23 protein-coding genes are annotated in these 26,202 nt (G+C 71.4%); 12 read left to right on the forward strand and 11 right to left on the reverse strand.

Going from position 1 to position 26,202, the window contains the following annotated elements:
• The 4 genes from VET29_RS24570 to VET29_RS24585 form a co-directional block, all read right to left on the reverse strand.
• Positions 1–759: alpha/beta hydrolase family protein (locus VET29_RS24570; protein WP_414636593.1), on the reverse strand; the 759-nt coding region annotated here is incomplete at its 3' end.
• A 171-nt stretch (positions 760–930) separates the two neighbouring features.
• The gene (locus VET29_RS24575) at positions 931–1,287 is read right to left on the reverse strand and encodes a hypothetical protein (RefSeq protein ID WP_414636594.1); all 357 of its coding nucleotides are present in this window, start codon (positions 1,285–1,287) and stop codon (positions 931–933) included.
• Between the two features lie 122 nt (positions 1,288–1,409).
• Positions 1,410–2,948 carry a hypothetical protein gene (locus VET29_RS24580; RefSeq protein WP_324924476.1) on the reverse strand — a complete coding sequence of 513 codons (1,539 nt, stop codon included), beginning with the start codon at positions 2,946–2,948 and terminating at the stop codon, positions 1,410–1,412.
• A 137-nt stretch (positions 2,949–3,085) separates the two neighbouring features.
• Positions 3,086–3,907 carry a DUF6299 family protein gene (locus VET29_RS24585; protein ID WP_324924478.1) on the reverse strand — a complete coding sequence of 274 codons (822 nt, stop codon included), beginning with the start codon at positions 3,905–3,907 and terminating at the stop codon, positions 3,086–3,088.
• A 762-nt stretch (positions 3,908–4,669) separates the two neighbouring features.
• Between VET29_RS24585 and VET29_RS24590 the strand changes: the two genes are divergently transcribed.
• Positions 4,670–5,953 (forward strand): HAMP domain-containing sensor histidine kinase, encoded by a 1,284-nt coding sequence (locus VET29_RS24590; RefSeq protein ID WP_324924479.1) that lies wholly within the window; start codon positions 4,670–4,672, stop codon positions 5,951–5,953.
• Between the two features lie 4 nt (positions 5,954–5,957).
• On the opposite strand, the gene VET29_RS24595 is transcribed toward VET29_RS24590, so the two are convergent.
• From VET29_RS24595 to VET29_RS24605, 3 genes are all read right to left on the reverse strand, one after another.
• Entirely contained in the window at positions 5,958–6,113 is a 156-nt protein-coding gene (locus VET29_RS24595) for a hypothetical protein (protein WP_324924481.1), read from the reverse strand.
• A gap of 97 nt (positions 6,114–6,210) precedes the next feature.
• Positions 6,211–7,368 carry an FAD/NAD(P)-binding oxidoreductase gene (locus VET29_RS24600; protein WP_324924483.1) on the reverse strand — a complete coding sequence of 386 codons (1,158 nt, stop codon included), beginning with the start codon at positions 7,366–7,368 and terminating at the stop codon, positions 6,211–6,213.
• A gap of 104 nt (positions 7,369–7,472) precedes the next feature.
• Complete coding sequence (locus VET29_RS24605; protein WP_324924485.1) at positions 7,473–9,032, reverse strand: bifunctional lysylphosphatidylglycerol flippase/synthetase MprF; 1,560 nt, start codon at positions 9,030–9,032, stop codon at positions 7,473–7,475.
• 108 nt (positions 9,033–9,140) lie between these two features.
• On the opposite strand from VET29_RS24605, the gene VET29_RS24610 reads away from it, so the two are divergent.
• A complete protein-coding gene (locus VET29_RS24610) occupies positions 9,141–9,782 on the forward strand; it encodes a DJ-1/PfpI family protein (protein WP_324924487.1) in 642 nt (213 codons plus the stop codon).
• Positions 9,783–9,787: 5 nt separating this feature from the next.
• Here VET29_RS24610 and VET29_RS24615 read toward each other — a convergent pair whose 3' ends face one another.
• Positions 9,788–10,714: a DUF1295 domain-containing protein gene (locus tag VET29_RS24615; protein ID WP_324924489.1), complete on the reverse strand. Its 927-nt coding sequence runs from the start codon at positions 10,712–10,714 to the stop codon at positions 9,788–9,790.
• 133 nt (positions 10,715–10,847) lie between these two features.
• Between VET29_RS24615 and VET29_RS24620 the strand changes: the two genes are divergently transcribed.
• From VET29_RS24620 to VET29_RS24635, 4 genes are all read left to right on the forward strand, one after another.
• On the forward strand, positions 10,848–12,125 hold the full coding sequence (locus tag VET29_RS24620) for an aspartate aminotransferase family protein (protein WP_324924491.1): 1,278 nt from the start codon (positions 10,848–10,850) through the stop codon (positions 12,123–12,125).
• Positions 12,126–12,319: 194 nt separating this feature from the next.
• Positions 12,320–14,158, forward strand: a complete 1,839-nt coding sequence (locus VET29_RS24625) for a multicopper oxidase family protein (protein WP_324924493.1) — start codon at positions 12,320–12,322, stop codon at positions 14,156–14,158.
• Between the two features lie 7 nt (positions 14,159–14,165).
• On the forward strand, positions 14,166–14,804 hold the full coding sequence (locus tag VET29_RS24630) for a class I SAM-dependent methyltransferase (protein ID WP_324924496.1): 639 nt from the start codon (positions 14,166–14,168) through the stop codon (positions 14,802–14,804).
• Positions 14,805–15,124: 320 nt separating this feature from the next.
• The gene (locus VET29_RS24635; RefSeq protein WP_324924498.1) at positions 15,125–15,538 is read left to right on the forward strand and encodes a cellulase family glycosylhydrolase; all 414 of its coding nucleotides are present in this window, start codon (positions 15,125–15,127) and stop codon (positions 15,536–15,538) included.
• On the opposite strand, the gene VET29_RS24640 is transcribed toward VET29_RS24635, so the two are convergent.
• On the reverse strand, positions 15,472–17,493 hold the full coding sequence (locus VET29_RS24640; protein ID WP_324924500.1) for a cellulose binding domain-containing protein: 2,022 nt from the start codon (positions 17,491–17,493) through the stop codon (positions 15,472–15,474). The two genes, VET29_RS24635 and VET29_RS24640, sit on opposite strands and share 67 nt — an antisense overlap.
• A gap of 118 nt (positions 17,494–17,611) precedes the next feature.
• On the opposite strand from VET29_RS24640, the gene VET29_RS24645 reads away from it, so the two are divergent.
• A complete protein-coding gene (locus VET29_RS24645) occupies positions 17,612–18,547 on the forward strand; it encodes a hypothetical protein (protein WP_324924502.1) in 936 nt (311 codons plus the stop codon).
• Here VET29_RS24645 and VET29_RS24650 read toward each other — a convergent pair.
• The gene (locus VET29_RS24650; protein ID WP_324924504.1) at positions 18,536–19,045 is read right to left on the reverse strand and encodes a DUF6924 domain-containing protein; all 510 of its coding nucleotides are present in this window, start codon (positions 19,043–19,045) and stop codon (positions 18,536–18,538) included. The two genes, VET29_RS24645 and VET29_RS24650, sit on opposite strands and share 12 nt — an antisense overlap.
• 514 nt (positions 19,046–19,559) lie before the next feature.
• On the opposite strand from VET29_RS24650, the gene VET29_RS24655 reads away from it, so the two are divergent.
• Together VET29_RS24655 and VET29_RS24660 are read left to right on the forward strand one after the other, a co-directional pair.
• Positions 19,560–20,921: an FAD-binding oxidoreductase gene (locus VET29_RS24655; protein WP_324924506.1), complete on the forward strand. Its 1,362-nt coding sequence runs from the start codon at positions 19,560–19,562 to the stop codon at positions 20,919–20,921.
• A 67-nt stretch (positions 20,922–20,988) separates the two neighbouring features.
• Positions 20,989–21,972, forward strand: a complete 984-nt coding sequence (locus tag VET29_RS24660; protein ID WP_324924508.1) for a hypothetical protein — start codon at positions 20,989–20,991, stop codon at positions 21,970–21,972.
• Positions 21,973–22,063: 91 nt separating this feature from the next.
• On the opposite strand, the gene VET29_RS24665 is transcribed toward VET29_RS24660, so the two are convergent.
• The gene (locus VET29_RS24665; protein WP_324924510.1) at positions 22,064–22,366 is read right to left on the reverse strand and encodes a hypothetical protein; all 303 of its coding nucleotides are present in this window, start codon (positions 22,364–22,366) and stop codon (positions 22,064–22,066) included.
• Positions 22,367–22,665: 299 nt separating this feature from the next.
• Between VET29_RS24665 and VET29_RS24670 the strand changes: the two genes are divergently transcribed.
• From VET29_RS24670 to VET29_RS24680, 3 genes are all read left to right on the forward strand, one after another.
• Positions 22,666–23,064 (forward strand): hypothetical protein, encoded by a 399-nt coding sequence (locus VET29_RS24670; RefSeq protein ID WP_324924513.1) that lies wholly within the window; start codon positions 22,666–22,668, stop codon positions 23,062–23,064.
• 87 nt (positions 23,065–23,151) lie between these two features.
• On the forward strand, positions 23,152–23,766 hold the full coding sequence (locus VET29_RS24675) for a DUF5134 domain-containing protein (RefSeq protein ID WP_324924515.1): 615 nt from the start codon (positions 23,152–23,154) through the stop codon (positions 23,764–23,766).
• Between the two features lie 185 nt (positions 23,767–23,951).
• The gene (locus tag VET29_RS24680) at positions 23,952–26,138 is read left to right on the forward strand and encodes an alpha-L-fucosidase (protein WP_324924517.1); all 2,187 of its coding nucleotides are present in this window, start codon (positions 23,952–23,954) and stop codon (positions 26,136–26,138) included.
• Positions 26,139–26,202 lie beyond the last annotated feature (64 nt).

Below are 26,202 nucleotides of genomic sequence, written 5' to 3' on the forward strand. Positions count from 1 at the left end.
CCCGTCGATGTCGACCCCGGCGTCGACGCGGGCGTCGGCACGCATCGCGGTGGCCGCGGCGTCCCCACCCATGGAGTGCCCGACGACGGCGACGCGGCGCTCGTCGACCAACGGGTTGTGGCGCAACGAGTCGAGCACGAAGGACAGGTCGGCGCCCCGGTTGACCGCGATCGGGCCGTTGCCGATCTGGCCGGGCAGCGCACAGGCCGCGCACGGCAGCACCCCATCCGGGAACCTCGTGGCGACGGACTCGTAGGCGTGGTCGACGGCCGCGACGGCGTACCCACGGGACGCGAGGTCCTCGGCGAGCGCGGTGAGGGTGTGGCGCGGGACGGTGAAGCCGGGGGAGAGCAGGACGAGCGGGTGCCGGCCGGGCAGCGGGCGGGCGTGCACGCGCGACCAGGTGCGGGTGTGGGCCACCCGCTCCGCGGTGAACTCCGGGCCGAGCTGGGCGAAGTCGACGAGCGCGGCGGCCTCGCCGGGGTCCATGTAGGCGGCCGGGCCGCCGGTGCCACGCACCGCCGGGTAGTACAGGGTGACCATGAGCCGCCGCGGCCCGGCGGCCGGCACCCAGGGGTCGGGGCGGTCGCGGTCGGTGAGGGCGAGCGTGGTGCGCCCGACGGCGGCGGTCCCGGTCGGCGCGGGCAGTGACAGAGCCACCCCGGCCGGGGCGGCTGGCGTGGCCGGCGCCGCGGTCGCGGTTGGCACGACCAGCAGGCAGAACGCGGCCGCCAGGACCGCCGGCACGATGGTTCGCATGCCCCGACTCTGCCGGCGCCGCAACGACGGGACATCGGGAATGACCCGGAATGCCACCCCGAGCCGGACCCGCATCCGGCCGCGGCCGGGCGGCGTCGCACGGCGACTCGGCCGTGCCCAGCCGTGCCCAGCCGGGCGTCGGCGGTGCTCGACCGGCCGACGGCCTTCGCGCTACCGCTCGCCGAGACGGACCGTGACGGTGACGCGGCCCCTGCCGTCGACGTTGGCGACCGCGTGTCCGGGCCGCTCGGCGCCGTCGAGGTCGAGGGAGAGCGGCCCGCCCTCGCCGCTGAAGTTGCGCCACCACTGCTTGCGTTCCGGCAGCCGGACGCCGATCGTGACCACGTCCGCGGACCGGCGGTAGCCGACCGGCGTGCTGAAGGTGCGGCCGGAGCGGCGACCCGTGTAGGTCACGACGGTGAGGTGCCGGCTCACCATCCGCCCCCATCGGGGCGACGTGCGCAACGTCGCCACCCGGGTGTTGACCCAGTCGACCATTCGCCTCGGGACGGGTCCCTTGTACCGCACGAAACCTCCAGTTGGGTGGGATGTGCCGCCAGGCTAACGCCCACGCGTGGATCACCGGCCGGAAGTGAGAGAGCCGGGCACCGAGCCGTCTCGTATCGAACGTGCGGACCTACCGGGCCCGCTCACGTCAGCTCGGCGGCCAGCTTCCGGGTGTCCGCGTTGGGATCCGTGCCGGCCACCACGAGCACGGCGTCGAGGGCGGCCGGCGGCCAGTCGGCGCGTGGCCAACGTTCCAGCGCCTTCAACGCCAGGTTCCGGTTGCGTGTCACCGGGCTGCGCAACCCCGTCAGCACCAGGTCGGCGCCGATCCCCGGATGGTCACGCAGCGCCTGCAGCGTCCAGTCCAGTGCCCTGTGCGCCCGCCACGCCACGCCGAGGCCCAGCTCGTCACCGGGCCCGGTCGCGATGTCGGACAGCGGCAGCAGCGTCCTCGCCAGCTCGGCCAGCTCCCGCGCCCGGCCGGTGTCCGCCTGCTGCCACGCCTCGAACCAGGCCATGTCGAACGGGTCGGCCCTGATCCTCGCGACGTGTGCGGCGAAGGTGTCCATGCCGCGCCTCCGGGCCGCCCAGTTCGCCAGGTGGAACTCGCTCGCGTCGCCGGACAGGCCGGCGGTGATCAGGGCGGTCCATGCCGGCCGGCCCAGGATCTCGTCGCACACGTCCTCGAACGCCTGCCGCCGCGTCGCGGTCCAGCCACGGACCGCGCGCTCCTCCCAGCCGTTCTCGCCGGACAGGAAACGCCGGATGTTCGCGACAGCCGTGAAGTCGTGCAGGCTCTCCGCCCGGGTGGTCATCAGGGCGAGGAAGGCCTCGACGGCGTCAGCGCCGTCCTCGTAGTCGTCCATGTCCTCAGCCGGGCCGCCCTCGACCAGTGCGGAGAGGATCTCGCCCGCTGACGTCAGGAGCCCGCGATCCACGTCGCCGTGCAACGCTTCCAGCAGTCCACCGGTGGTGGCGGCGAGGTGTGCCAGGTACTCGTACATGATCGAGTTGCGGAAACCCTCGCGCAGCAACCACGCGCGGATGTCGGGATCGGTCGTGTCCCGCAGCCGTTCCACGCACTGGATCCGGCCCCAGCCGTCCACCGACGCGGCCAGCGCCCACAGCTCGGACTCCGAGTCCGCCAGCCCGTTCGACACGGCCACCGCGCAGTAGAGCGTGAACTCCTCGTGCGCGCCCAGCGTCCGCACGACCGCGACCTCGTTGCCCAGCCCGGTGATCCCGAGCAGGGCGATGCCCAGCTTGACCGGGCCGCGGTCGGTGGCGGTGGTGGCAAGCCACCTCCCGATCGCGTGCAGTGCCTGGCGGTTGGGTGGTTCGCGGGTCAGCACCTCGACAAGCACGTCGACGTAGCCGAGCACGTCGTCCTCGCCGACGCTCGTGTAGAGGTCGCGCAGGTTCCGCACCGACGGGCGGCGGCACGTCAGCGTCAGCAGGCCGGCGATCTTCTCGGCACGGTCGGTCGCGGGACCGGCGCCACCGTGCTGGCGCAACACGCCGTCCATCGCACCGGGCGCCCACCTGAGCCGGCCCGACATCGCCTTCTCGTCGTCCGGCAGGTCGTCACCCGAGGTCAGCCGGCCCGACGACGGCTCGAGGTGTGCGCGGATGTGGTCGTAGATCGCCACTCCCGGCGCCACGACGGGCAAATCTCCCAACACGCGCACACTGTCGCACATCCGTCATCGACGAACACCTGAAATCCCGGGAGACCGCTCGGCGAGGTGCCGGCCGGAGTCGATCCACAATGGACCGAACGTCGGCGTGCCGGGGCGCGCCCCGGCACGCCGACGTCAACTCAGTGCCCGCCGCGCAGGCGCACGACCTCCAGGGTGTCGTAGGTGTTGCAGCCGATCGCGTTGCAGGCGCCGGTGAACCCGGCCGTCGCCGCGAGGCCGCGGACGAACTTGCCGCTCTCCGGGGTGATCTCGGCAGTCCACTTGCCGACGCCGCTGCAGGTCAGGTCGGGCACGTCGAAGCTGCCCCGCACCTGCACGTCGCCCGCCTGCTGCTGCTGCAGCGTGCCGTCCAGCACCAGGATGTCGGCGTCACCGACACAGGTGTACGTGCCGGAGATCGTCGCCGTGCCGGACTTGTTGGCCCTGCCGATGTCGTCGACGGTCATCGCGACCTTCGGCGGCGGGCCGGACTCACGCACCGCGAAGGACAGCTGCCCGCCGACCACCTCCGGGTTGTCGCTGAACGCCATCAGGTAGTACGTCTCGCCCTGCGTGGCCTCGAAGCCGACCGTGTCCGGCCCGCAGGCCAGGATCGACAGGTTGCCGGGCGTGCCGGTCGCGACGATCACGCCGGCGGTGAAGTTGGACTTGGACACGTCGGCCACGTAGGCCGGCGACGTGCCGGCCGTGAGCGTGTACCAGATGCTGCCGTTGGTCGCCGGGGCCCCGCAGTTGGCGTTGATCGCGGCGTCCTCGGCGTCCGTGGTGGCCTCGGTGGTGTCCACGACCTCCTCGAACGGCACGGTGGTGATCGCCGTCGCGCCGTCGATGGTGTCGTTCGACGGGACCTCGGCGCTGGCCGGTGTCGCGCCGAGCACGACCATCGTGGCCATGGCCGTGACCAGCCCGAACACCTGACCGGCACTGGCCAGTGATCTCATCCGCAATGGATTTCCTTTCCCCAGGAAATTGGGCCGCGTGGGTGGTCCACGCATCCATAGGACGCCTCAAGGCCGGGAAAAGTTGTCTTTGGATGCCGACGAGATCGTTTCCGGAAAAGTGAACGTTTTTTCGCGGTTCAATTTTCTACTTTGTCTTGACCGGCAGGCTAGGATTCGCCGTCCGGGTCCCGGTGGGCGCGGCTGGTGGTGACGCGGTCGTCCGAGGTCAGCCGGGGCGTCGGCCGGATGCGGCGGGACAGACGCCGTCGTCAGGGGTCCCATACCGGGTCGTGGCGCCTGGCTTCGGCCACCCGCTCCGCATGCCCTGTCCGGTGCCGTCTCCGTGGGAGCGCTACCGAAACTTTCGGGACCCGCATCGAACCGAGTGCACTATGGCCCACGCGGCACCCGTGTCAAGGCCTTTGCCCGAATGTTTCTGAAACCAACCAGATAGTAAACCCGCTGAATTAAATGTCATTCCGCGGCCGGGGGAGATTTGTCCACAAAGGTAAGAATGGGCGTTCCTGGGTGGCGTACAGGGATTCTTCGGGTGGGAGGCGCACTATTGTGAGGATCGTAGGGAGGGTCGCCATGGCACGGCTGCTACTCGTGGAGGACGACCGCGTGAGAGGTCGGGTGCCGGCCATCGCGACCGTCCGCGGGCACGGGTACCGGCTCGAAGCGGCGGGGTGAGCGGAGCAGTGCGGAGCGAACCGTCGGCACACAGGCCCCCGCGGAGCGGGCGAGGGGAGGCCTGAGCCGGTGCGCGGGAGGATCGTCACGTTGGCGGTGTCGGCGGCGGTGCTCGCGCTGGTGCTGTTCGGCGTGCCGCTGGCGGCCGCGGTGGCCGGCTACTACATCGACGACGCGCGGGCCGGCCTGGAACAGGGCGCCGACACGGCCGCGCTGACGGTCGGGCCGGACCTGTTGCGTGGCAGCGTGCCGCGGACGCTGCCGCACCTGAGGCCGGGCGCGACCGTCGCGCTGTACCGGACCGACGGCACCCGTCGCGCCGGCGCCGGACCGTCCACGGTGGACGTTTCGCTGGCGCCGGACGAGGTGGTGGAGGCCGACACCGCCGATGAGCTGGTACTGATGGCCTCGGTCGGCGACGGCCGGCGGGTCGTCGGGCTGGTCCGGGTCGCGACCCCACGGGGTGAGATCTACCGGCGCGTCGGCCTGACCTGGCTGGCCATGGCCGGCCTCGGCGCGGTCGCGGTCGTGGGGGTCTGGTTGCTGGCCCGCCGGCAGGCCAGGCGGCTGGCGAGACCGCTGGAGGACCTGTTGTCCGCCGCGTTCGAGCTGGGCGCGGGGAACTTCACCGTCACGGCGCCGAGGTCGGGCATCGCGGAGATCGACTCGGTCGGCGACTCGCTGGACACGACGGCCCAGCGGCTGTCCGATCTCGTGGCCAGGGAACGGGCGTTCACGGCCGACGCGTCGCACCAGCTCCGCACCCCGCTCGCGGGGCTGCGCCTGGAGCTGGAGGCGGCGCTGGACCTGCCGGACGACGAGCTGCGGACGTCGATCACCGCGGCGCTGGAGAGCGCGGACCAGCTGGCGGGCACGGTGGCGGACCTTCTCGAACTGGCCAGGAACGTCCCGGCGAAGTCGGGTCTGGCGCCGGTGGGCACCCTGCTGGACAGGCTGGACCGGGACTGGCGCGGACTGCTGGCCGAGCGGAACCGGACACTGCGGCTGTCCGTGCCGGAAACGGTCGCCGGACGCCTGGTCGTCGCGCCCGTGCTGCGCCAGATAGTCGCGGTCCTGGTGGACAACGCCCTGCACCACGGCGCGGGCACGGTCACCGTGGCGGTCCGGGACCTCGGCGCGGCGATCGGCGTGGACGTGTCGGACGAGGGCGCGGGCATCACCGGCGCGGACCCCCTGGGCCCGCCGCCCGAGACCGGTGGCGTCCGCACTCGCCACGGCATCGGCCTGCCGCTGGCCCGCCGGCTGGCCGAGGCCGAGTCCGGCCGGCTCGTGCTGGCGGCTCCGGCGCCGCCGACCTTCACGCTCGTCCTCCCGACGCACGGGGAGACCTGACCCGTCAGCGTTCGAGACGCCGCTCCACGCCGTCGAGCAGCAACCGCGGGCCGTACTCGAACATCACGTCCAGATCCAGCTCGAAGTCGACGGTGGCGACCATGAACGCCATCGTCGGGTACCGACCGGACGTGGTGATCTCCCGGTACTCGCTCGCCATGGCGCCATCCACTCGTCGTTGGTCAGGCCGGTGTCCTGGCGTGCCTGCGACTCCGCGGAACTGGTGCGGGACCCGCGGATCCGGCTGTCGTGAGTGCTTAGACGGGGGTGCCGACCAGCTTCCGGTAGGGGGCCAGCGCGGCCGGGATGCCGACGGTGACCGCGCCGGTGAGGATGCCGTCGCGGGTGTAGTGGGCGGCGAACTTCCCGCCGGGGTCGCCGTCGAGGTCGCCGTCGATGACCGTCAGCTCGTCGTCGGCGGAGGGGAGGCCGATCACCTGGAACTTCGACTGGTACTGGTCGGTCCAGAAGTACGGGACGGCGGTGAGCGGGACGCGGTCGGACGGCGCCGCGAGGATGTTCCTGGCGACGAGCGCGGCCGTGTCGCCCGCGGCGGTCCAGTGCTCCAGGCGGAGGGTGCCGTCGGCCCACGGGTGGGGCAGGCGGGCGACGTCGCCCGCCGCGAAGACGTTGACGGCGGAGGTCGCGCCGGTGCGGTCGCAGAGCACGCCGTCGGCGACCTTCACGGCAGAGCCGGCGAGCCACTCGGTGTTGGGCACGGTGCCGACGGCCATGACGACGAGGTCCGCGTCGAGGATCGTGCCGTCGGCGAGCACGACGCGCTCGACCCGGTCGCCGGCGCCGTCGAAGTGGGCGACCCGGGTGGAGCAGCGGACGTCGACGCCGCGGGCGCGGTGCATCCTGGCGACCACCGCGCCGACCCGGTCGCCGAGGACCGCGCCGAGGGGCTGGTCGAGCAGCTCGACGACGGTGACGTCGCGGCCGAGGGTGCGCGCGCTGGCGGCGACCTCGCAACCGAGCACCCCGCCACCGATGACGACGACCCGTTTGACGTCACGGAGGGCCGACCGGAGCGCGAGCCCGTCGGTCCAGGTCCGCAGGACGTGCACGCCGTGCCAGCCGTCGAAGAGGCGCCGGGGCCGCACCCCGGTGGCGATGACCAGCCGGTCGTAGCCGAGCGTGGTCCCGTTGTCGAGGACGACCCGGTGTCCGGCGGTGTCGAGGGCGGTGGCGTGGACCCCGGCGAGGGCGTCGACACCGGCGGGGGCGGGCAGGTACGCCGGCTCGGCGGGGTCTTCGTGCTGGGTGAGCACCTTCTTGGACAGCGGCGGCCGGTCGTAGGCGGCGTGGGGCTCGCCCCCGACGAGCGTCACGGCCCCGTCGAAGCCGGCGCGGCGCAGCCGCTCAGCCGTCCGCAACCCAGCCAACCCACCACCGACGATGACGATCCTCATGACTCCAGCAAACCACTCCGCCTATGAGCCGGCCTCTCCCCAGGATGGACTCGGGCGGTAGCGCCCGACCCCGGCGGGCCCACGCGGCCCGTCCGGGGACGGTCTCAGCGCGAGCGGATCGGCCGGGACTCCGCGGGCGGGGTGAACCCGGCGATGCGGTGGCGGTCGTAGACCAGGCCGAACTCCATGCCCACCATGGCGGCCGCCACCACGGGCACCGACAGCCACGACGGGAACGCGACGCCCCGCGGCAGGTAGCCGGGCTGGAACTTGGCGTTGAACCGGTACAGCGACTCGACGCGGATGAACGGGTCCAGCAGGTGCAGCGCCTGGTACGCGGCGCGTTCCAGCGGGCCCCGGCGTGACGAGTCGAGCAGCGTCCGGAACGCGGCGAAGTTCAGCGACACCAACCGGATCGCGTTCTCGCGCGCGTAGGTGACCACGTCGGCGATCATCCGCTCGTTCAACCCGTTGACGCTGCCTGGCTCGCGCCGCATGACGTCGAGCGACAGCGTGTCCCCGCTCGGCACGTACCGCTGGCAGCCGACCAGCCGGCCCGCGCTGTCCCTGGCGAGGACGAGCACGCACTCCGGGTGCACGCCGGTGCCGAGCCCGTCCAGGATCATCGAGAAGCCGCGCTCGGCGGTGCCCCCCAGCCAGTGCGTCGACAGCGTGGCCACCTCGACCTGCAGGCCCGTGTCGAGGTCGCCCTCGCGCACGATGCTCGTCGTGATGCCGAAGTGATGCGTGCGCTGCACGGCCTGCCGCACGTTGCGCATGGTCCGGCCGGTCATCGAGAACGCGCCGACGTCGAGCAGCACCTCGTCGCCGATGCCGATGGTGCGCAGGCCATGCTGGTGCCACAGCGGCGCGAGGTCGTCGCGCACGGCGAGCGCCCCGACCCGCCAGCCGGCCCGGTCGCAGACCCGGACGAACTCGGTGACGGCCGCTTCGAACGCCTCGGGCTCGCCGACCGGGTCGCCGCCGACGACCGCGACGCCGAGCAGCACCCGGTACCCGACCGCCGCGCGCCCGTCGGGGCTGAACACGTACGACCGGTCGTTGCGCAGCACGAACGGCGCGAGCGTGTCCGACGACGGGTGCCGCACCAGCTCGGTCACGCGGGCGCGGACGCCCCCGTCCGCGGGCTTGGGCGGCGGCGCCGGGGCCAGCAGCACGACCAGGGTGACGCTCACGCCGAGCAGCACCAGCGAGCCGAGGTCGAGTCGCAACTCACCGTGACCGTGCAGCGCCAGGTCGTACAGGGCGCCGGCGGCCAGCACCGCGAGCCCGCAGACCGCGGCGAGCCGTACCCGCGCCGGTCTGGGCACCGCCGGGAACTGCTCGCGCCGCACGATCAGTGCGACGCCACCCGCCACGAGCAGCACGGCCACGATGCTGCGGCCGCCGAGCAACACCCCGCAGCCGGCCAGCGCGAGCGCGATCCAGTAGGCGACCTTGCGGCGCCGGAGCAGCCCGTGTGCGAGCACCAGCAGCACGACCGCGAGCAGGCCGGCGTGCAGCCGGCCGCGAGGTCCCCCGTGGCTCATCAGCTGGCCCACCCAGTTGGGCAGCGCCACCCGTCGTGCGGCCAGCAGGCTGACGATCGCGAAACCCGCCGTGATCAGGCCGAACGGCCAGACTTGTCTACGTGTCCCCTCCACAGGGGTCAGTCTTGCAGGCGATCGCCTTCCGCGCCGCGAGTATCGCCATGACGTGCCGAACACCGTTAACGTTGGCCGCGGCACGGCACGACCCGGGGAGAAACGCAAATGCGAATCGCGATCCTGCTCTTCGACAAGATGACGGCCCTGGACGCCGTCGGGCCGTACGAGGTGCTCCGGTTCGCCGCGGACGCCGAGGTGGTGTTCACCGGGAAGAAGGTCGGCGAAGTGCGGGCCGGCGCGGGCACGCTCGGGCTGGTCGTCGACCGGCCGCTCGCGGACGTGCCGTCGGCCGACATCGTGCTCGTCCCGGGTGGACCCGGCCAGGTGGACCTCATGGACGACGACGAGGTCCACGAGTGGCTGCGTCAGGTGGACCGGACCTCGTCGTGGACGACCTCGGTGTGCACCGGGTCACTCGTGCTCGCCGCGGCCGGGTTGCTGACCGGCCGGAAGGCGACCTCGCACTGGCTCGCGATGGACCAGCTGCCCGCCCACGGAGTGGTGCCGACCGAGCAGCGGGTCGTGTTCGACGGGAAGTACGTCACCGCGGCCGGGGTCTCGGCCGGGATCGACATGGCACTCGAGCTGGCCAACCGGATCGCCGGGGACATCGCGGCACAGGCCATCCAGCTCGGCCTCGAGTACGATCCGCAGCCGCCGCACGACGCCGGGTCACCCCGCAAGGCGCCGGCCGAGATCGTCGCCAACATGCGCGAGAACAGCCGGTTCTTCCTGCAGGAGACGTAGAGCCGCTAGACGGGGACGGCGGCCTTCCTGCGGGGGCCGGGGAAGAAGCGGTTCACCTCGGTCTGGTACCGGCGGTAGGCGGGTCGCTTGAGGACGCTGTAGTGCTCCGCCGGGACCGCGCCCGAGTAGTGGACCATGACCGTGTAGATGGCGCGGACCAGGAAGAGCAGGCCCAGCGTGGTGATCAGCCACGGCACGAGAGCGGTGCTCTCGTAGAGGGCCACCGTGGACGGCACCGCCAGCAGCACGGCGCCGCACCACTGCACCCACTGTCCGAAGTAGTTCGGGTGGCGGCTGTGGCGCCAGAGGCCGACGTCGCAGACCTCGCGGCTCTCGCTCGCGTAGCCGCCGAGGAACCGGGCCTTCTGGACGTCCGCGACGCTTTCGACCACGTAACCGCCCAGCCACACCGCGATGGCGACGAGCTCGACCACGTGCAGGCCGCCGCGCGGGTTGGTGGCGACGATGATCGACGGCAGGGCGAAGTACGACATGTTCGCCGTCGCCTGCACGCCGATCTCGTACTGCAGCGACAGGCGTTCGCTGCGCAGGCCCGCCTTCTCCCACACCAGGCGCTGGTACCGGTAGCGCGGGAACTCCTCCTTGAGCCAGCCCGGCTTGAGCACCAGGTAGCCCCAGTACATCAGCCGCCCGCCGGAGAGGGTGAACATGGCGGCCGCGGTCACCGTGAGCGGGGTCGGCGCCGCCGCGAACACGAACGTCTCCAAGCCCAGTGCCAGTACTCCCGCGGGCCACGCGAAGTCCACATAGGACATACGGTTCGTGCGCCAGGCCGGCACACACGCGGACGGCACGAAGATCGCCAGCTGGACGGCCACGTTCCACAGGGCGAACGTGCGGGTCGCCGGGTTGACCACCAGCGCGACCAGGCAGACCAGGAACGACACACACCAGACGACTCGGTCACGCATGGGAATCTCCCGGGTATCGACGGTCCGCCCACAGGCAGGGCGGGGTGAACGCTAGGGCGGTGTTCTTTCGCCTCGGTTGTCCCGCGCTCAAGCGCCCTTGACGCGTCGTTTTCCCCGTCAGCACACTCCCGGCATGTCGTTGGACGCCGCGCTCCGCCAGGCGAGGGACCGGTTCGTCGCGGCCAACCCGCGCAGCCGTGCCGCACACGAGAAGGCCGCCGAGGCCATGCCCGGCGGCAACACCAGGACCACGCTCTTCTACCCGCCCTTTCCACTCACCATGGCGAGTGCCGACGGCTGCCGGCTGACCGACCTCGACGGACACACCTACGTCGACCTGCTCGGCGACTACACGGCCGGCCTCTACGGGCACAGCAACCCCGTGATCAGGAAGGCGCTCGACGCCGCGCTCGACGGCGGCTGGAACCTCGGGGCGCACGGCGAGCACGAGGCCCGGCTCGCCGTCGTGCTGTGCGAGCGGGTGCCGTCGCTGGAACTGGTGCGCTTCACCAACTCCGGGACCGAGGCGAACCTGCTCGCCATCGCCACCGCGACGCTGCACACGGGCCGCCGCACGGTCCTCGTGTTCGACGGCGGCTACCACGGTGCGGTGCTGGCGTTCGGGGACGGCGGCGTGCCGGTCAACGTGCCGCACCGGTTCGTGGTGGGTCAGTACAACGACATCGCGGCCACCGAGCGGCTGGTCGCCGAGCACGCCGCGGATCTCGCGGCGATCCTCGTCGAGCCGATGCTCGGCAGTGGCGGATGTGTGCCCGCGACGCCGGAGTTCCTCCGGTTCCTGCGCGACCTCGCGACCGCGACCGGCGCGGTGCTCGTGTTCGACGAGGTGATGACCTCACGCGTGGCCGGCGGCGGCATGCAGGAACTGCTCGGTATCACACCGGACCTGACCACGCTGGGCAAGTACACCGGTGGCGGCATGACGTTCGGCGCGTTCGGCGGGCGGGCCGACCTCATGGCCGTGTACGACCCCCGCCGGCCCGGCGCCGTGCCGCATGCCGGGACCTTCAACAACAACGTGCTCAGCATGGCCGCCGGTCATGCCGGGCTCACCGAGGTGTTCCCGCCCGAGGTGAGCCGGGAGCTGTTCGTCCGGGGCGAGGACCTGCGCGCGGAGCTGAACAGGATCGGCGGCACGGTGATGCGGTGGACCGGGCTCGGCAGCATGATGACGGTGCACTTCCAGCGCGAGCCGATCGCCGCGCCGCGGGACATGCGCAGCACGCCGGCACAGCGGGAGCTGTTCCACCTGGACATGCTCGACCGGGGATTTCACCTCGCCCGCCGCGGCATGATCGCGATGAGCCTGGAGATCGGTGCCGCGGAGTGCGCCGAATTCTGTGCCGCGGTGTCTGGTTTCATCGCTGATTACGGCGGGTTACCGCGCTGATCTGTGACGTGATTTCCCGGCGTCCTGCCCAGGTTGCCTGGCAAGGGGTGACGGATTCACCTATGCTGGCGAACAGCCGAGCGCGGGGGCCTCGGTGAACTGGGGACCGGGGGAGTGTCATATTCGAAACATCCGTTGTGTCGCAACGGATGCGTACTCCCCTGGCAGAACACGGGATGCCAGGAGGAAATCCGATGACGGAGGTCATCACACAACCATCGACGGCGTCGCCCGCCCTGGCGCCGGGGGTCGCGCCTAATTACGGGCTGGCGAAGTTTCTCGACCCGCTGCGAATTCCGCCGGTGATCCGGCCGCATTCGTGGTGGCATCAGGAAGACATCACGATCAACATGACCAGGGTCGGCGTGCGCCTGCATTCACAGCTGCCGGTGACCACGGTCTGGGCTTACGAGGGACAGTTCCCCGGGCCCACCATCGAGGTCCGCGGCGGAAAACGCCTTCGCGTCGCGTGGCGCAACGACATCGACGGCACGATTCCGCTCGTGGCCGTGCGGGCCCCGGTCGCGGAGGCGAACAGGCCCGGCAGCCGCGACTCGCAGGGCAACCCGCTGCCGGTCATCGACGGGGTGGCCGAGCTGCCGGCCTGGCACGTCGTGCACCTGCACGGCGCGCTGACGAACGGCGGCAACGACGGCTGGGCGCACAACGCGACGCTGCGTGGCCACGCCCAGCTCACCGAGTACCCGAACGACCAGCGGTCGACGACGCTCTGGTACCACGACCACGCGATGGCCGTGACGAGGTTCAACGTCCACGCGGGCCTGGCCGGCATGTACCTCATCCGCGACGACGAGGAGGACGGGCTGGAGCTGCCGTCCAGGGACCACGAGATCCCGCTGGTGATCACCGACCGCAACCTGGACACCGACCCGGCGACCGGCGCGCTCACCGGGCAGCTGCTGTTCAAGCCGGCGGAGGTGGCGCCCGGCGTGATCATCCCGGTCACCGGTCCGTTCAACCTGGTCAACGGTGTGATCTGGCCGCACCTGGACGTCGACGCTCGGTGGTACCGCTTCCGCGTGGTCAACACGGCGAACTCGCGGTTCTACACGCTCAACCTGATCGACGAGGCCGGCGTGCTCCACAACGACGCGGTCCGCGTCATCGGCACCGACGGCGGCCTCCTGCCGGCGCCGGCGCCGATGCCCGGCGGCGGGCTGATCCTCGCGCCGTCCGAGCGTGCCGACGTGCTGGTCGACTTCAGCCGGTTCGCGGGGCAGCGCCTGCGGCTGACGAACACCGCCGTGCCGGTGGGTGGGGCCGTCGAGCCGGACCTCATGGAGTTCCGGGTGGAGGACCGCGACCGGCACGACCCGTTCGAGCTGCCGGCGAAGCTGTCGTCCACCTATGTTCGGCTGGAGCACGGCAAGACCGTGCCCGAGGACCACGACCACGTGTTCGTCGCGCTGGTCCCGCCGGGCTCGGCTGGTGAGGCGCACCCGCAGATGTGGGAGCTGGCGGAGATCACCGGTACCGACGAGGTGCCGGCCGAATTCCCGGCGGCGGGCGTCATCCAGCTGACCGACCCGGCGGACGGGAAGGTGCGGACGTTCCGGCGCGTGGCGAGCGTCTTCGACGACACGACCACGTTCTTCATCGACCACAACCGGTGGGCGGTGTGGAACCTGGTCCACCTCGGTGGGCCGACGCACCCGATCCACATCCACATGTCGCAGTTCCAGCTGCTGACCCGCCGGAACCTCCCGCAGACCGGCGGCAACGTCACGGGCTTCGACGTGGCGGTGGGCGGCACCACCGCGCCGCTGCCCGCGCCGGGGCCGGGCCTGCGGCCGATCCAGCGCTACGAGGAGGGCTGGAAGGACGTCTTCCAGGTGCAGGCGGGGGAGTGGGTCACCGTGGCCGGGCAGTTCGCCGGCGCGACCGGTGAGTTCATGTACCACTGCCACATCCTCGACCACGAGGACGAGGGCATGATGCGGCCGTTCGTCGTGCATCCGCCCGAGGTGGCCAGGTTCCACACGCATCCGGGCCACGGGCACGACCACGCATGATGTCGGTGTGCGTCTGATCGACGACGACCGGCTGACCGGATCGTGGGTGGTCGCCAACCGCGACATGAACCGAGGACGCGGCCTGTCCGGCCGCGACGGCTACAGCCGCGTCCTCGGCGTCGATCTCCGTGCGCGCCTGGCCGTGCCGGGCACCCACTGGCTGGACCTGTGCTGTGGCGAGGGAAGGGCGTTGCGGGAGGCGGCCGGGTCGCTGCCGGCCCGGCTCACCGGCGTGGACCTGGTCGGGCCCGCCACCCCGGTGCCCGGGGTGCGGTTCGTGACGGCGCCGGTCGGCGGGTGGACGCCCGAGGAGCGCTTCGACCTGATCACGTGTGTGCACGGCCTGCACTACGTCGGCGACAAGCTGGGCCTGCTGGCGAGAATCGCGTCCTGGCTGACCGCGGACGGGTTGTTCGTGGCCAACTTCGATGCGGGGACCGTCCGGTTCCCGGACGGTGATCCGGGTGGGCGGCGCGTCACGACGGCGCTGCGTGCGGCGGGCTTCAGCTACGACGGCCGGACACACCGGGTCAGCCGCCGCGGTCCCGGTGCCGTCGAGTTCGCCTTCCACTACCTCGGCGCCGACGACCGCGCCGGCCCCAACTACACCGGCCAGCCGGCGGTCCACTCGTACTACCGGCAGTAGACCTCCTCGCCCGAGGCCGACGGAGGCGCCCGCGGCTCGTCCGCTTGACTGAACACACCGAACATCGCAAACTGGGAGCGCTCCCAAAAACAAGTCCTGGTCCTGACAACGCAGACAATAGGAGCGCTTCCAGTCATACCCTCCGTTGAGAGGCGAGCTGATGTCGAGATCAACACGGATCCCATCATCGGCCTTGCCGCGGCGTTGGCCATGGGCGGCGCGCTCGTCGCACCCGCGCCGGCCCGCGCCGAGCGGCCGGCGCCACCTACCGGCTGCTCGGCGCGAACTGCTCCGACGTCGTCGCCCGCTGCCAGAAGCCGATGCCGGACGCCCAGTACGCGGGGCAGTTCTGGACCGGCGTCGCGAACGCCTTCAAGGGCAACGACGCCGTCGTGTTCGACCTGTTCAACGAGCCGTTCCCGGACATCCCGGCCGGCAACGTCGGCGTGGGCTGGACCTGCTTCCGTGACGGCGGCACGTGCCCCGGCATCGGCCACCAGGTGGCCGGCTTCCAGAGCCTGGTCGACGCCGTCCGTCCAACCGGTGTCACCACGCCAGCTGCCGTCCGGCCCCGCTCCAGGCCGGGCGGCAGCCTCCTTTCCCGGCTTGTCCCACACCCTCGCGGGCGTTTCGGCACTGGCCCGGCCGGAGCCGGGCCATGCCGGCGTCAGACCGTGGCGCAGAGCGTGCCGTTCAGCCTGAACGCCACCGGTTGGACGTTGGGGCCCTGGTAGTTGCCGACGAAGCCGACCGTCGTGGTGGTGGCGGCGGGCAGCGGGCTGCCGCCGAGCACGGTCACGGTCGTGTCGGTCTGGGACCACGTCGCGTTCCAGCCGCTGTCCACGCGCTGCCAGGTCGTCGGCCAGGTGAACGTCAGCGACCACGGGTCCAGCGGGTGGTCGAGGTTGTTCGTGACGTCCACGTTCGCGACGTAACCGTTGCCCCAGTCGGTGGTCTCCGCGAAGCGCACCGAGCACGCCGACGTCGCCGGGGTCAGCGTCTGGAACGTCAGCGGCGGCGACGCCCACGACACCCGGCCCGCGTTGTCGCGTGCCAGGAGGTTGACGGTGTACCGGGTCGCCGGCTTCAGGTTCGTGACCGTGAACGTCTGGCCGGTGGTCTCGCCCCACTGCTCGCTCGTCGTGCCGAGCTGGCGGTGGAGCTCGTACTTGACGCCGGCGGCGGCCGGGGGCGTCCAGCTGATCGTGGCGGCCGTGTCCGTGACCCCGTCGGCGGCCGGGCGGCCCGGGCGTGCCGGCAGGTTGGTCTGCGACGTCGACGGCCGCAGCACGAGCGTCGTCAGCGAGTACGGCGCCAGCGTCACCGACCGGGCCGCGCCCGACGCGGTGGTGATGGCGGTGTCACCGTTGCCGTAGGTCAGCACCTGCGCGGCCGCGGCCGGGGAGTAGCCGGTGTAGCTCAGCGCGACCGTCTTCGCCGCGTCCGGGTCCTGGTTGACCAGCAGCACGGACAGGCCGCCGTCGGCGCGGCGCGCCGCGTGCGCCTTCACCAGCGGGTCGGTGGCGCTCGCCGCGACCAGTTGGTCCCCCGGCCGCGCGAAGCGGGACACCATCGACAACCCGAAGTACGGCGCGAACGGCGTGTTCAGCGCCGGCTCGCACACGGTGCCGTCCGCGTTGCAGGTGCCGCTCGACAGCAGCCCGAAGTCGTTGTAGTCCGGCTGTCCGGCGACGGTCGACGCCGTGTCGGGTCCATTGTGGACGTTCCACCAGTCGACGTTGAACACGCCGTTCGCCATCAGCGTCGCGTAGGAGTCGGCCGCGAACAGCGCGCCCGGCTGGGTGTTGCGGCCGTAGGACGTGTTCACCTCGGTCATCGCGACCGGGAGCTCCTTGCCCGCGTAACTGCGGCTCTGTTCCCGCACCAGGCGGACCTGGTCGGCGGTCCGGTTCGTCTTCGTCAGCACCTCGGGGCCGGACGAGCCGGTGGGGTACCAGTGCACGATCGCGAAGTCGATCACGGAGCCGGCCGTCCGCAGCACGACCTGGTTCCACGTGCCCGCGTCACCGTCGGCCGTGATGCCGTCCGGCCACTCGCCCGGCGTGGTGAGCACGGCGCCGACCTTGATCGTCGGGTCGACGGCCTTCATCGCCGTCGCGTAGTCCCGCACGAGGGTCGCGTACTGGACCGGGCTCTTGTCGGCGTGGTCGTCCGCCTCCCAGGCCGAGCCGTAGTGGCCGTTGCCGTAGTTCTCGTTGCCGATCTCCCAGTACCTGACGCCGTAGCCCTTGTCGATGTTGGCCGACCGCACCCAGTCGGCCGCCTCCTGTGGCGAGCCGGTGCCGTAGTTGGCGGTCACGATCGGCTGCGCGCCGGCCCGGCGGACGCCGGCCATGAAGTGGTCGAAGTCGGTGTTCGGGGCGACGTAGCCGCCCGGCGCCGTGTGGTCGAGCCAGTGGTAGATGTCGGAGTAGGAGCCGCCGGGGTAGCGCATGGCCTTGACCCCGGCGCCCTTCAGCAGGTCCGCGACCTCGGCCGTGCCGAGGTTCGTGTCCCAGATCGCGTGGTTCACCCCGAGCGCCATGGAGCTGACGGGTTCGAGCCCGGCCCTGGCGTTGACGACGACGTCGACGCCGGCCGGCGCGGCGTTCGCGGCGGGTGGCCCGCCGACCTGTGTGGCGGCTGCGAGAGCGAACACCAGTAGCGCGGCAGGGCGCGATCGTCTCATGGCTGTCCTCGTCGACGGCGATGTCTGGGAGCGCTCCCAGCCTGACTTCGCGTCACCGTTTTGTCAACGACGCATGTCACGATGCGGGTCGTTCTGCTTTCACCGACAGGGAGACGTCATGAAACGGATCGGCGCCGTCGCCGTTCTGGCCGGCCTGTTCGCCTTCCCGGCGACGGCGTCCGCCGCGACCACCTGCACCGCCGGCGTGTTGCCGACCCCGCCGGACACCGTCGCCTACTCCGTCACCGGTACCGACGGCCACGGCACGTTCGTTGGCGTGGTGCAGGGCGCGCAGCGGCAGGAGGGGGTCGTGTGGCGGGACGGCGACGCGACCCTGCTGCCCGACTTCGTTCCCTTGGACATCAACGATTCCGGGCTGATGGGCGGGTACACGCCCGGCCCGTCCAACGGACGGGTCATCGCGGCGCTGCGGCCGCTGGACGGGCCCGTACGCAAGCTGGACGCCAGCTGGACCACGGCGGTGAACGGCGTGAACGACGCCGGGGACGCGGTCGGGGACGTGTACCTCGAGCATCCGGTCGTGCACGTCTCGGCCCTGTGGCGCACGCCGGACTATCGGCTCGACGGTCTCTACCGCAGCAACGCGTCGCCGAAGGCGATCGACGACACGGGTCTGGTCATCGGCCGCCTCGACTTCCCCGACACGTCGTTCACGGTGTGGTCGGCGACGACGAGGGAGATCATTCGCGAGTACGGTCCGGAGGTGCAACTGTACGATGTGGACAACGGGGTGATCGCGGCCAGCCACAACAGGAAGATCGTGAAGATCGACGGCTGGACCGGGGCGGAGACCGTGGTCCCCGGCGCGACCAACGCCGTTCCGTTCGCCATCGAGGACGGCGTGATCGCCGGCAGCGCCCGCCGCGCCGCGATGCTGTGGCGCGACGGCGAGGCGATCCTCCTCCCGGCGCCCGCGGACACCACCACCCGCGAGGCGAGCGCGGTGAACGCCACGGGCACGGAGGCGGCGGGAATCAGTGTCTCGACGACCGGAAAGGTGGTGCCGACACTGTGGGAATGCTCAGCCGCGTGACCCGAAGAACGCGTCCAGCGCCATTCTTCCCCGGTCCGTCGCGGCCAGCCCCTGGTAGTGACCGGCCGGATCACGCAGCGCCATAGCCGCGTACTCCGGGAAGTCCATGTTGTCGACGAAGAGGTTCGCGCTCACGTCGTAGACCCCGGCCGGCAGGGCCCGGAACTCGCGGCCGTTCTCCAGCTCGTACGCGTACTGCTCGTCATCGCAGTCCTCGGCCCGGACCGTGTTCGCGGCGAGCAGCGGATGCGGTGCCACCATGGCCGCCGCGTCCGCGACGAACACGACGCGGAACATGCTCGGCACCGCGGCCAGCACCTCGTCCACGGTGGCGCCGTCCCACGCGGGGTCGTCCACGTACTGGTTCGCCGGCACCGCGCCCACGAACGGCGGGGTGTCGAGCGCCGTCACGACCGACCGCCACCCGGCGTCGTCGGCGTAGCTCGTGCGTACGATCAGGGCGACACCGCCGTCGGCGGCCTCGATGACTGGTCTCATGAACTGTCCACGGTCCCCGCCCCGCGCGAGGTTCATCCCCCGGGCCGTGGGCGGCCCCGATCTCTTCGACGCCCAACTCGGCCGGGACCACGACCTTCGTCAGGTCCGGCACGCGGGCGGCGACCGGTCTTCGCAGGTCGGCACGCCCGCGCCGGGCGGTGCGGACGCGTTCGCGCGGCTGCCGGGCCACGATGAAAGAACTTTCAACTAACAGTCGGTTGCGACCGTCGGATCGGACTGTCAGGCTTGGGGTCGTTCGAACAGGGGTTGTTACGTCGCGGACCACAACGGTTGCCGCGGCGCGGCCGCGCGGCGGGTCCGCCCGCCCGCCGCGCGGTCCGCTCCTGGGCTGATCGAGTTACGGAACGTCGGTTTTCGCTACCGAGGGCGCGAACCGGAACGCACTGAGAGGCATCGACCTGACCATTAACAGAGGACACCTGCTCGTGCTCGTCGGCGAGAGCGGCGCCGGGCTCGGCAGTGTGCGCTTACCGGCAGAGACGTACGCGAGGTCATGATCACGCACCGCCCGGGAGATCCCGGTTACCAGAAGGCACGCAAGCTCTTCATCGGCCGGCACTACGAGATGCTGCCGCAGGCCATCCTGGAGTGCGGGACCGAGGACGACGTGGTCATGGCGCTCGACATGGCGCGCGGCGGCCCGTTCGCGATCCGGGGCGGCGGGCACAGCCTCGCCGAACACTCCACATCGGACGGACTGGTGCTGGACCTCGCCGGCCTCACCACGATCGACGTCCGGGAGGGCACCGTGCTGGTGGGCGCCGGGATCCGGGTCGGCGAGCTGACCGACGTACTGGCGTCGCTGGGCCTCGTGGTGCCGGTGGCCTGGTGCCGGTCGGTCGGCGTGGTGGGCGCGGTGCTGGGCGGCGGGCACGGCGTGCTGGGCCGCTACTACGGCCTCGGCGCCGACCACCTGGTCGCCGCGCGGGTGCTGCTGGCGGACGGCCGCATCGTCTCGGCGACCGCGGAGGAGCACTCGGACCTGTTCTGGGCACTGCGCGGCGCCGGCGGCGGCAACTTCGGGATCGTGCTGTCGGTGGAGCTGCGCACCCGGCCGTCGGTGGCGCTGACGTCCCTGCAGGCGAGCTGGCCGTACGACCGGGTGGTCGACGTGGTGGCGGCGTGGCAGCACCTGGCCCCCGCCGCGGCGCGGGAGGTGAACCTCGAGCTGTCGTTGTCGGCGAGCGACCGGCCGGACGAGGAGCCGGAGATCACGTTGTTCGGCGTGGTCGCCGGGAACCTGGCCGACGCGCACACCGTGCTGGCCGGGTACACCGACCGCGCCGGCGCGACGTCGTCCGCTGCCTGCACCGTCATGTCCAAAGTGGACTCGGCGCGACACTGCGCGCATCCGGGCAACGTGGCGGAGCGCGACCTGCCCCGCCTGCCGGCGAACGAGGTGCGCCCGGCGTTGCGGCTGGCGCGGTCGGAGTTCTTCACCGGCCCCATGTCGAGGCCGGTGCTGGAGAAGCTGGCCGAGCACCTGGCGAAGGACCGGCTGGACGGCGTGTACCGGGACCTGGAGCTGATCCCGTGGGGTGGCGCGCTTTCCGAGGTGGCGGGCGGTGCCGCCGGTCATCCCCGCGCCCGGTTCCTGGTGAAGCACTCCGTGCGGACGGGATGCCGCGCCGGCAACGAGACTCGCGCGTCGGCGACGGAGTGGGTGAACGGCTCCTGGTCGATCACGAACGCCGTCGGCTCCGGCGGCAGCTACCCGAACTACGCCGACGCCGCGCTCGAGGACTGGCCCGAGGCGTACTACGGCGCCAACCTGTCGCGCCTGCAGCTGATCAAGCGAAAGTACGACCCGGGCAAGGTGTTCCGCTTCGACCAGGGCCTGTCGGCGACCTGGTAGGGGAGCGCCACGCGCCGGAGCGGGTGGGAGGTACCCGAGCCATGGTCGAGAGCGATACGGTTTCCCCATGGAGCCATTGAGGAGGGTGGTCGGCGTCGCCGCCACGCTCACGCTGGACCACGACGCCTACTTCGGGCGGACGGCCGGCGACGGGTTCGCGGTCATGTCCCACACCGGCCTGCTCACCATCCTCGACCAGCGCCTACAGGTCGAGCGGACCGTCGACCTCGGCGGCCCGGTCGGGGACCTGTCGGTCGCCGGCGGCCGCTGGGCCTGGATCGTGGCGGACCGGTTGTGGGTCGGCCATCCCGGTGAGGGGGCCAGCTCGGCGCTGCCCGGCGAGTCCGCGTGCCGGTGGGCCCCGACGGGGGAGGCGCTGTGGTCTGCCTACGGCACCGGCGACAAGGTGCAGGTCGAGCTGCGCTCCCCGGAGTCCAGGGTCACGCGCACGGTCACGGTGCCGGACGAGTTCGGCGGGTCGATGGTCCGGTTGCGCCACCACCCGCACCCCGACGCCGTCGTCCTGTGGATCGCGGCCGGTCAGGACGGTCAGCAGTCGTGGCTGGTCCGCGACGACGGTACGGCGCTGACGGCCGAGCACCTTCCCGCCGACGACTGCCTGCCCACCATGTTCGCACCGGACGGCACCTGGCTCCTGGCCGCCGGCGACGACCGGCTCACCATGGTCTCCTGGCCCGACCGGGTCGAGCAGGCCGTGCTGCACTGGCGGGACATCGACCCCGAGGCCGCGGCGGACGGCAGTGACGCGCCCGGCGGCTGCCTGATGGCACTGCCCGACGGGTTCGTGTCGTGGAGTACGGACAACGGGCGCCTGCGTACGATCGACCTTGCCACGCTGTCGGTCGTCGACGAGTTCGAGCTGGCCGGTCACCCGGTCGCCGAGCGGGACCCGAACCTGGCCGGCGACCCCGGCCCCCACGGCGACTTCGGGTACGCCGTGCCCCACCCCAACGGGTTGGTCATGTCCGTGCACGACCGCGACACGCTCGTGCTGTCGTCGCTGCGTGACTGGCTTCCGGCGCGCGGATGACCGCCTTTCTCACCTGGCCCCGGCACGTGAGCTGCTGGCCACCTCACCACGGAGGCGGCCACAGCCGCGGTGGGTCAGCGGTCGGGGAGGGCTAGCCGGTCCGGCCCATGATCTCCACGAAGTCCGAGCGGTTCAGCAGCTCACGCAGCAGTACCAGGTCGGCCAGTCCGAGTGGCGGTGCCACGGGCGCGGTCGCCGGCTTCGCCTTCGCGCCACCCATCAGGAGCAGCCGGCCCGCCGACACGTCGCAGCCCTGCTCGCTGGCGCCCCCGCACACGGGGCACTGGAACGAGCACGTGACCCGGCCTGGTTCGGCCGTGCCGGTGACGGTGACCTCACTCGCCGGCAGTGTCACCTCCCCACAGTCCGCGCAGCACAGTCGTAGTCTTCGCATCACGTCACCTCTCCGGCGTGAATTCTTCATGGGTGCCTCGGGAATCACTCATGAAAGTAGTCGGAGCGGATCACAGCCCGGTTCCCGTGGAATTACCGAAGCTTGGTGACGGAGTACCCGACTTGTCCGTGACAGATCGACGTTTGCGCACTGGAGGGCAACAGGGGCCCGCGAAAGGCCGCAACAGGGCGGGTTGACACTGGTGGCGGCCCTTGGCCAGGATCCGAAACATCACCAACGCCGGCTCCTGGTGACGCACTTCTCGCAGTCTTCTACCCCAGAAGAAGGGGAAAGCCGTCATGACCACTGCCAGGGACATCTTACAAAGCGTCACCATCGAACCGACCTTCGACATCGACGAGCTGGCCACCGTGCTCCAGGCTCTGTCGGACCTCGACCGTGACTCGACCTCGTGTGCCGTCGCCATGACGGCCGGCGGTGGTGGCGTGCTCAGCGCCACCCGCGCCGCGCTCGACGCGGCCGACATCGCCGCGACCGCCGGCCGCGTGCTCGCCCGTGGCGAGGCGTCCGACCTCACGGTCGTGCGGGCGGTTCTCGAGGCGGCCGCCGTCGCCGCCGAGCGCAGCGCGCGGGAGTGCGGCGCCCACGCCGAGCACAGCGAGCACTGCCGGATCCACTCCGAGAGCGCCTCCCGTGCCGCCGACCTGCTTCGTTCGCAGATCTCCAGCCTGGGCTGAGGTTCGTCCGTCCACAGTGCACACTGATGCGGTCCCCGGTGGGCTCTCCGGGGACCGCCTCGCACACGCTCCGGGGGCGATGACGAAATGGCCGGTCCGGACTGGCTCCGCTGGACACTCACCGCGCTCTTCCTTGCCGTGGCGGCATACTGCGTGACCCGGCTCGCCAGAGCCAGGCACGTGCCCGAGCTGTACCACGGCCACCACCGCGCGACCGACGTCGGCCACGGCATGATGAGCGCCGGCATGGCCGTGATGTGCTCACCCGTCGGCGGCCCGGTGCCGGTCGCCGGTTGGCAGACCGTCTTCCTCGTCACCACCTCGTGGTTCGCCGCGTCCTGGTGCCGGCGGCAGCGGCACACCCCCGAGCCGATCGGTTGGCACGGCGGCAACCTGCACCACGCGGTCGCCGGCCTCGCCATGCTTTACATGCTGACCGCGATGCCGACCGGCGGTGGCCACGACCACGGACTGGCCCAGCCGTGGGTGCCCGCGATGCACGACGCCCATCTCGCGCTGCCGCTGCTGGCCTGGCTGTTCGCCGGCTACTTCGTCCTGCACGCCACATTGCTCTCCCCTGGCCTGCTCCGGCCGGTGCCGGTCGGCGACACCCCGCTGCCCACCGTGCTCACCGCCCCGCGGCTCGCCGCGTCGTGCCAGGTCTTCATGGCCCTCGGCATGAGCTACATGCTCGTCGCTTGACGGAACCGGGTCCACTCCAGCAGCATCGAGTCATCGGATGACTGAGGCCTGCACCCGCTGGAGTGTGTATGCGATCGCGACCGCGGCAGTTGCTGTCCATCCTTTCTGTCTGCACGCTTCTGGCGGGAACCACGACCTCGAACGCCGCCGCCGAACCTGCCGCACCCGCCGCGGTTCCCGCGCCGGTGGTCGTACCTATCGACGCGTACTTCGACAACGACGGCATCGACTCCGCGTCCGCGCACGACGGGAGCTTCGACGGCTCCGGCTACACGTTCCCGGCCGAAGGGCTGCCGGCCGGCCAGATCACGGTCAACGGCGTGCCGTACGCGTTCCCGCGGGCCGCCCCGGGCGCGCGGAACAACGTCGTCGCCATGGGACAGCGTCTCGAGTTGCCCCATGGCCGGTACCACAGCGCGTACCTCCTGGTCGCGAGCAGCTACGGGATGGCGTCGGGCCAGGCGGTGATCCACTACGCCGACGGCGCCACGACCACCGCCACGCTCGGCGGCCCCGACTGGTACTCCGGCTCCGGCCCGATCCAGGCGCCGTTCCGGTACACGCCCGGCGGCGGCACCGACCAGCATCCGGTGTCGATCTCGGTGGCCCGCCTCTGGCTGGACGCGAGCCGCGACGCGGTGGGCGTCACGCTGCCGACCACGAACCCGGCGCGGCCCGACCTGTCCAGCCTGCACGTGTTCGCGCTGACCGTGCAGCCGGCCGCGACCGGCAGGGCGCTCGTCGTGCGTGGGGCGCGGTCGACGCCGAAGCTGTTGCCCGGCGCGGAGCAGGCCGTGGAGGCGACCGTCGTGAACCTCGGCGACGAGTGGGTCACGGCCGAGGACGGGGTCACCGTGTCCGCGGACGTGTTCGGCGCGCGTACCGTCCACCCGGCCGCGGTGCGCCGGCTGGGGCCGGGCGAGGAGGTGCGACTGCGGATCGGGATCGTCCGCACGGGTGCCCCCGTCGACACGGTCGTCAACGGAAAGGTCGTGGCACAAGGGAAGCGGTTGCGTGCCGAGCAGCAGGTCCGGTTCACGCTCGGGGTCGCGGACTACCAGGCGACCGACGCGTCGCTCGGCGGTCACGAGTCGCCGTACTGGTTCGACGACGCCAAGTTCGGCATCTTCGTCCACTGGGGCGTGTACTCGGTGCCGGCGTGGTCGCCGCCGGGGGAGCAGTACGCGGAGTGGTACTGGCGCTGGATGGAGGACCCGGACAACGCCGTCCACGCCTATCATGCGCGGACCTACGGCGAGAGCTTCGCCTACGACGACTTCATCCCGATGTTCACCGCGGCGAAGTTCGACCCGGCGGCGTGGGTGCGGTTGTTCCAGGCGGCCGGTGCGAAGTACTACGTGCTGACCGCCAAGCACCACGAGGGTTTCGCGCTGTTCGACTCCGCGGTGTCCGGGCGGGACGCGGTGGAGCTGGGGCCGCACCGGGACCTCGTGAAGGCGCTGTTCGACGCGTCCCGCCGGTACACGCCGGACCTGCGCAACGGCCTCTACTTCTCGCTGCCGGAGTGGTACAACCCGGACGGCCCGTGGATGGGGCACGGTCCGGTCAACCCGTACACCGGCGCCGCGGAGCTGTACACCGGATACCGGTCCGGCCGGGACTTCGTGCACGACTACCAGGCGCCGCAGCTGCGGGAGATCGTGGACCAGTACGACCCGGACGTGATCTGGTGCGACATCGGCGGTGCCAACGACAGCCGGTCGGTGCTGGCGGAGTACTTCAACCGCACGAAGAACCGCCCGGCGCCGAAGGACGTGACGGTCGACGACCGCTGCGGCATCCCGACGCACGACTTCACGACGCCGGAGTACACGACCTACCCGGACACGGTGGTGCGGAAGTGGGAGGCGAGCCGCGGCCTGGACCCCAGGTCGTACGGGTACAACCAGGCGACGCCGGACGAGCTATACATGACGGCGGACGAGGTCGTCGACACGCTGGTGGACGTGACCAGCAAGAACGGCAACTTCCTGCTGGACATCGGGCCGCGCGCCGACGGTTCGATCCCGGACATCATGCGGACCAGGCTGCGGGAGACCGGGGACTGGCTCCGCGTGAACGGCGAGGCGATCTACGGCACGACGTACTGGTCGCGCATGGCGGCACAGGGGCCGCTGCGGTTCACGGTGCGGCAGAACGAGGCGTTCTACGTCACGTCGCTCGACGAGCCGGGCGCCCAGGTGGTGGTCGACGCGCCGGTGCCGGTCCGCGCGGGCGACCGGGTGACGATGCTCGGCTACGGCGGGAACCTGAACTGGACGCGGCAGAACGGAAAGCTGGTGATCGACGTGCCGGCCGAGGCACGGGCGGCCGGCAGGTGGGCGTGGACGTTCAAGGTCACCTATCGGTAGCCCGGTCACGCAGGATCGCGACGGCGACGGCGGCCCGGACCCGGGAGGCGAAGTCGGGACCCTG

Origin of the sequence: Actinophytocola sp. (assembly GCF_035634895.1) — a bacterium.
GTDB lineage: Bacteria > Actinomycetota > Actinomycetes > Mycobacteriales > Pseudonocardiaceae > Actinophytocola.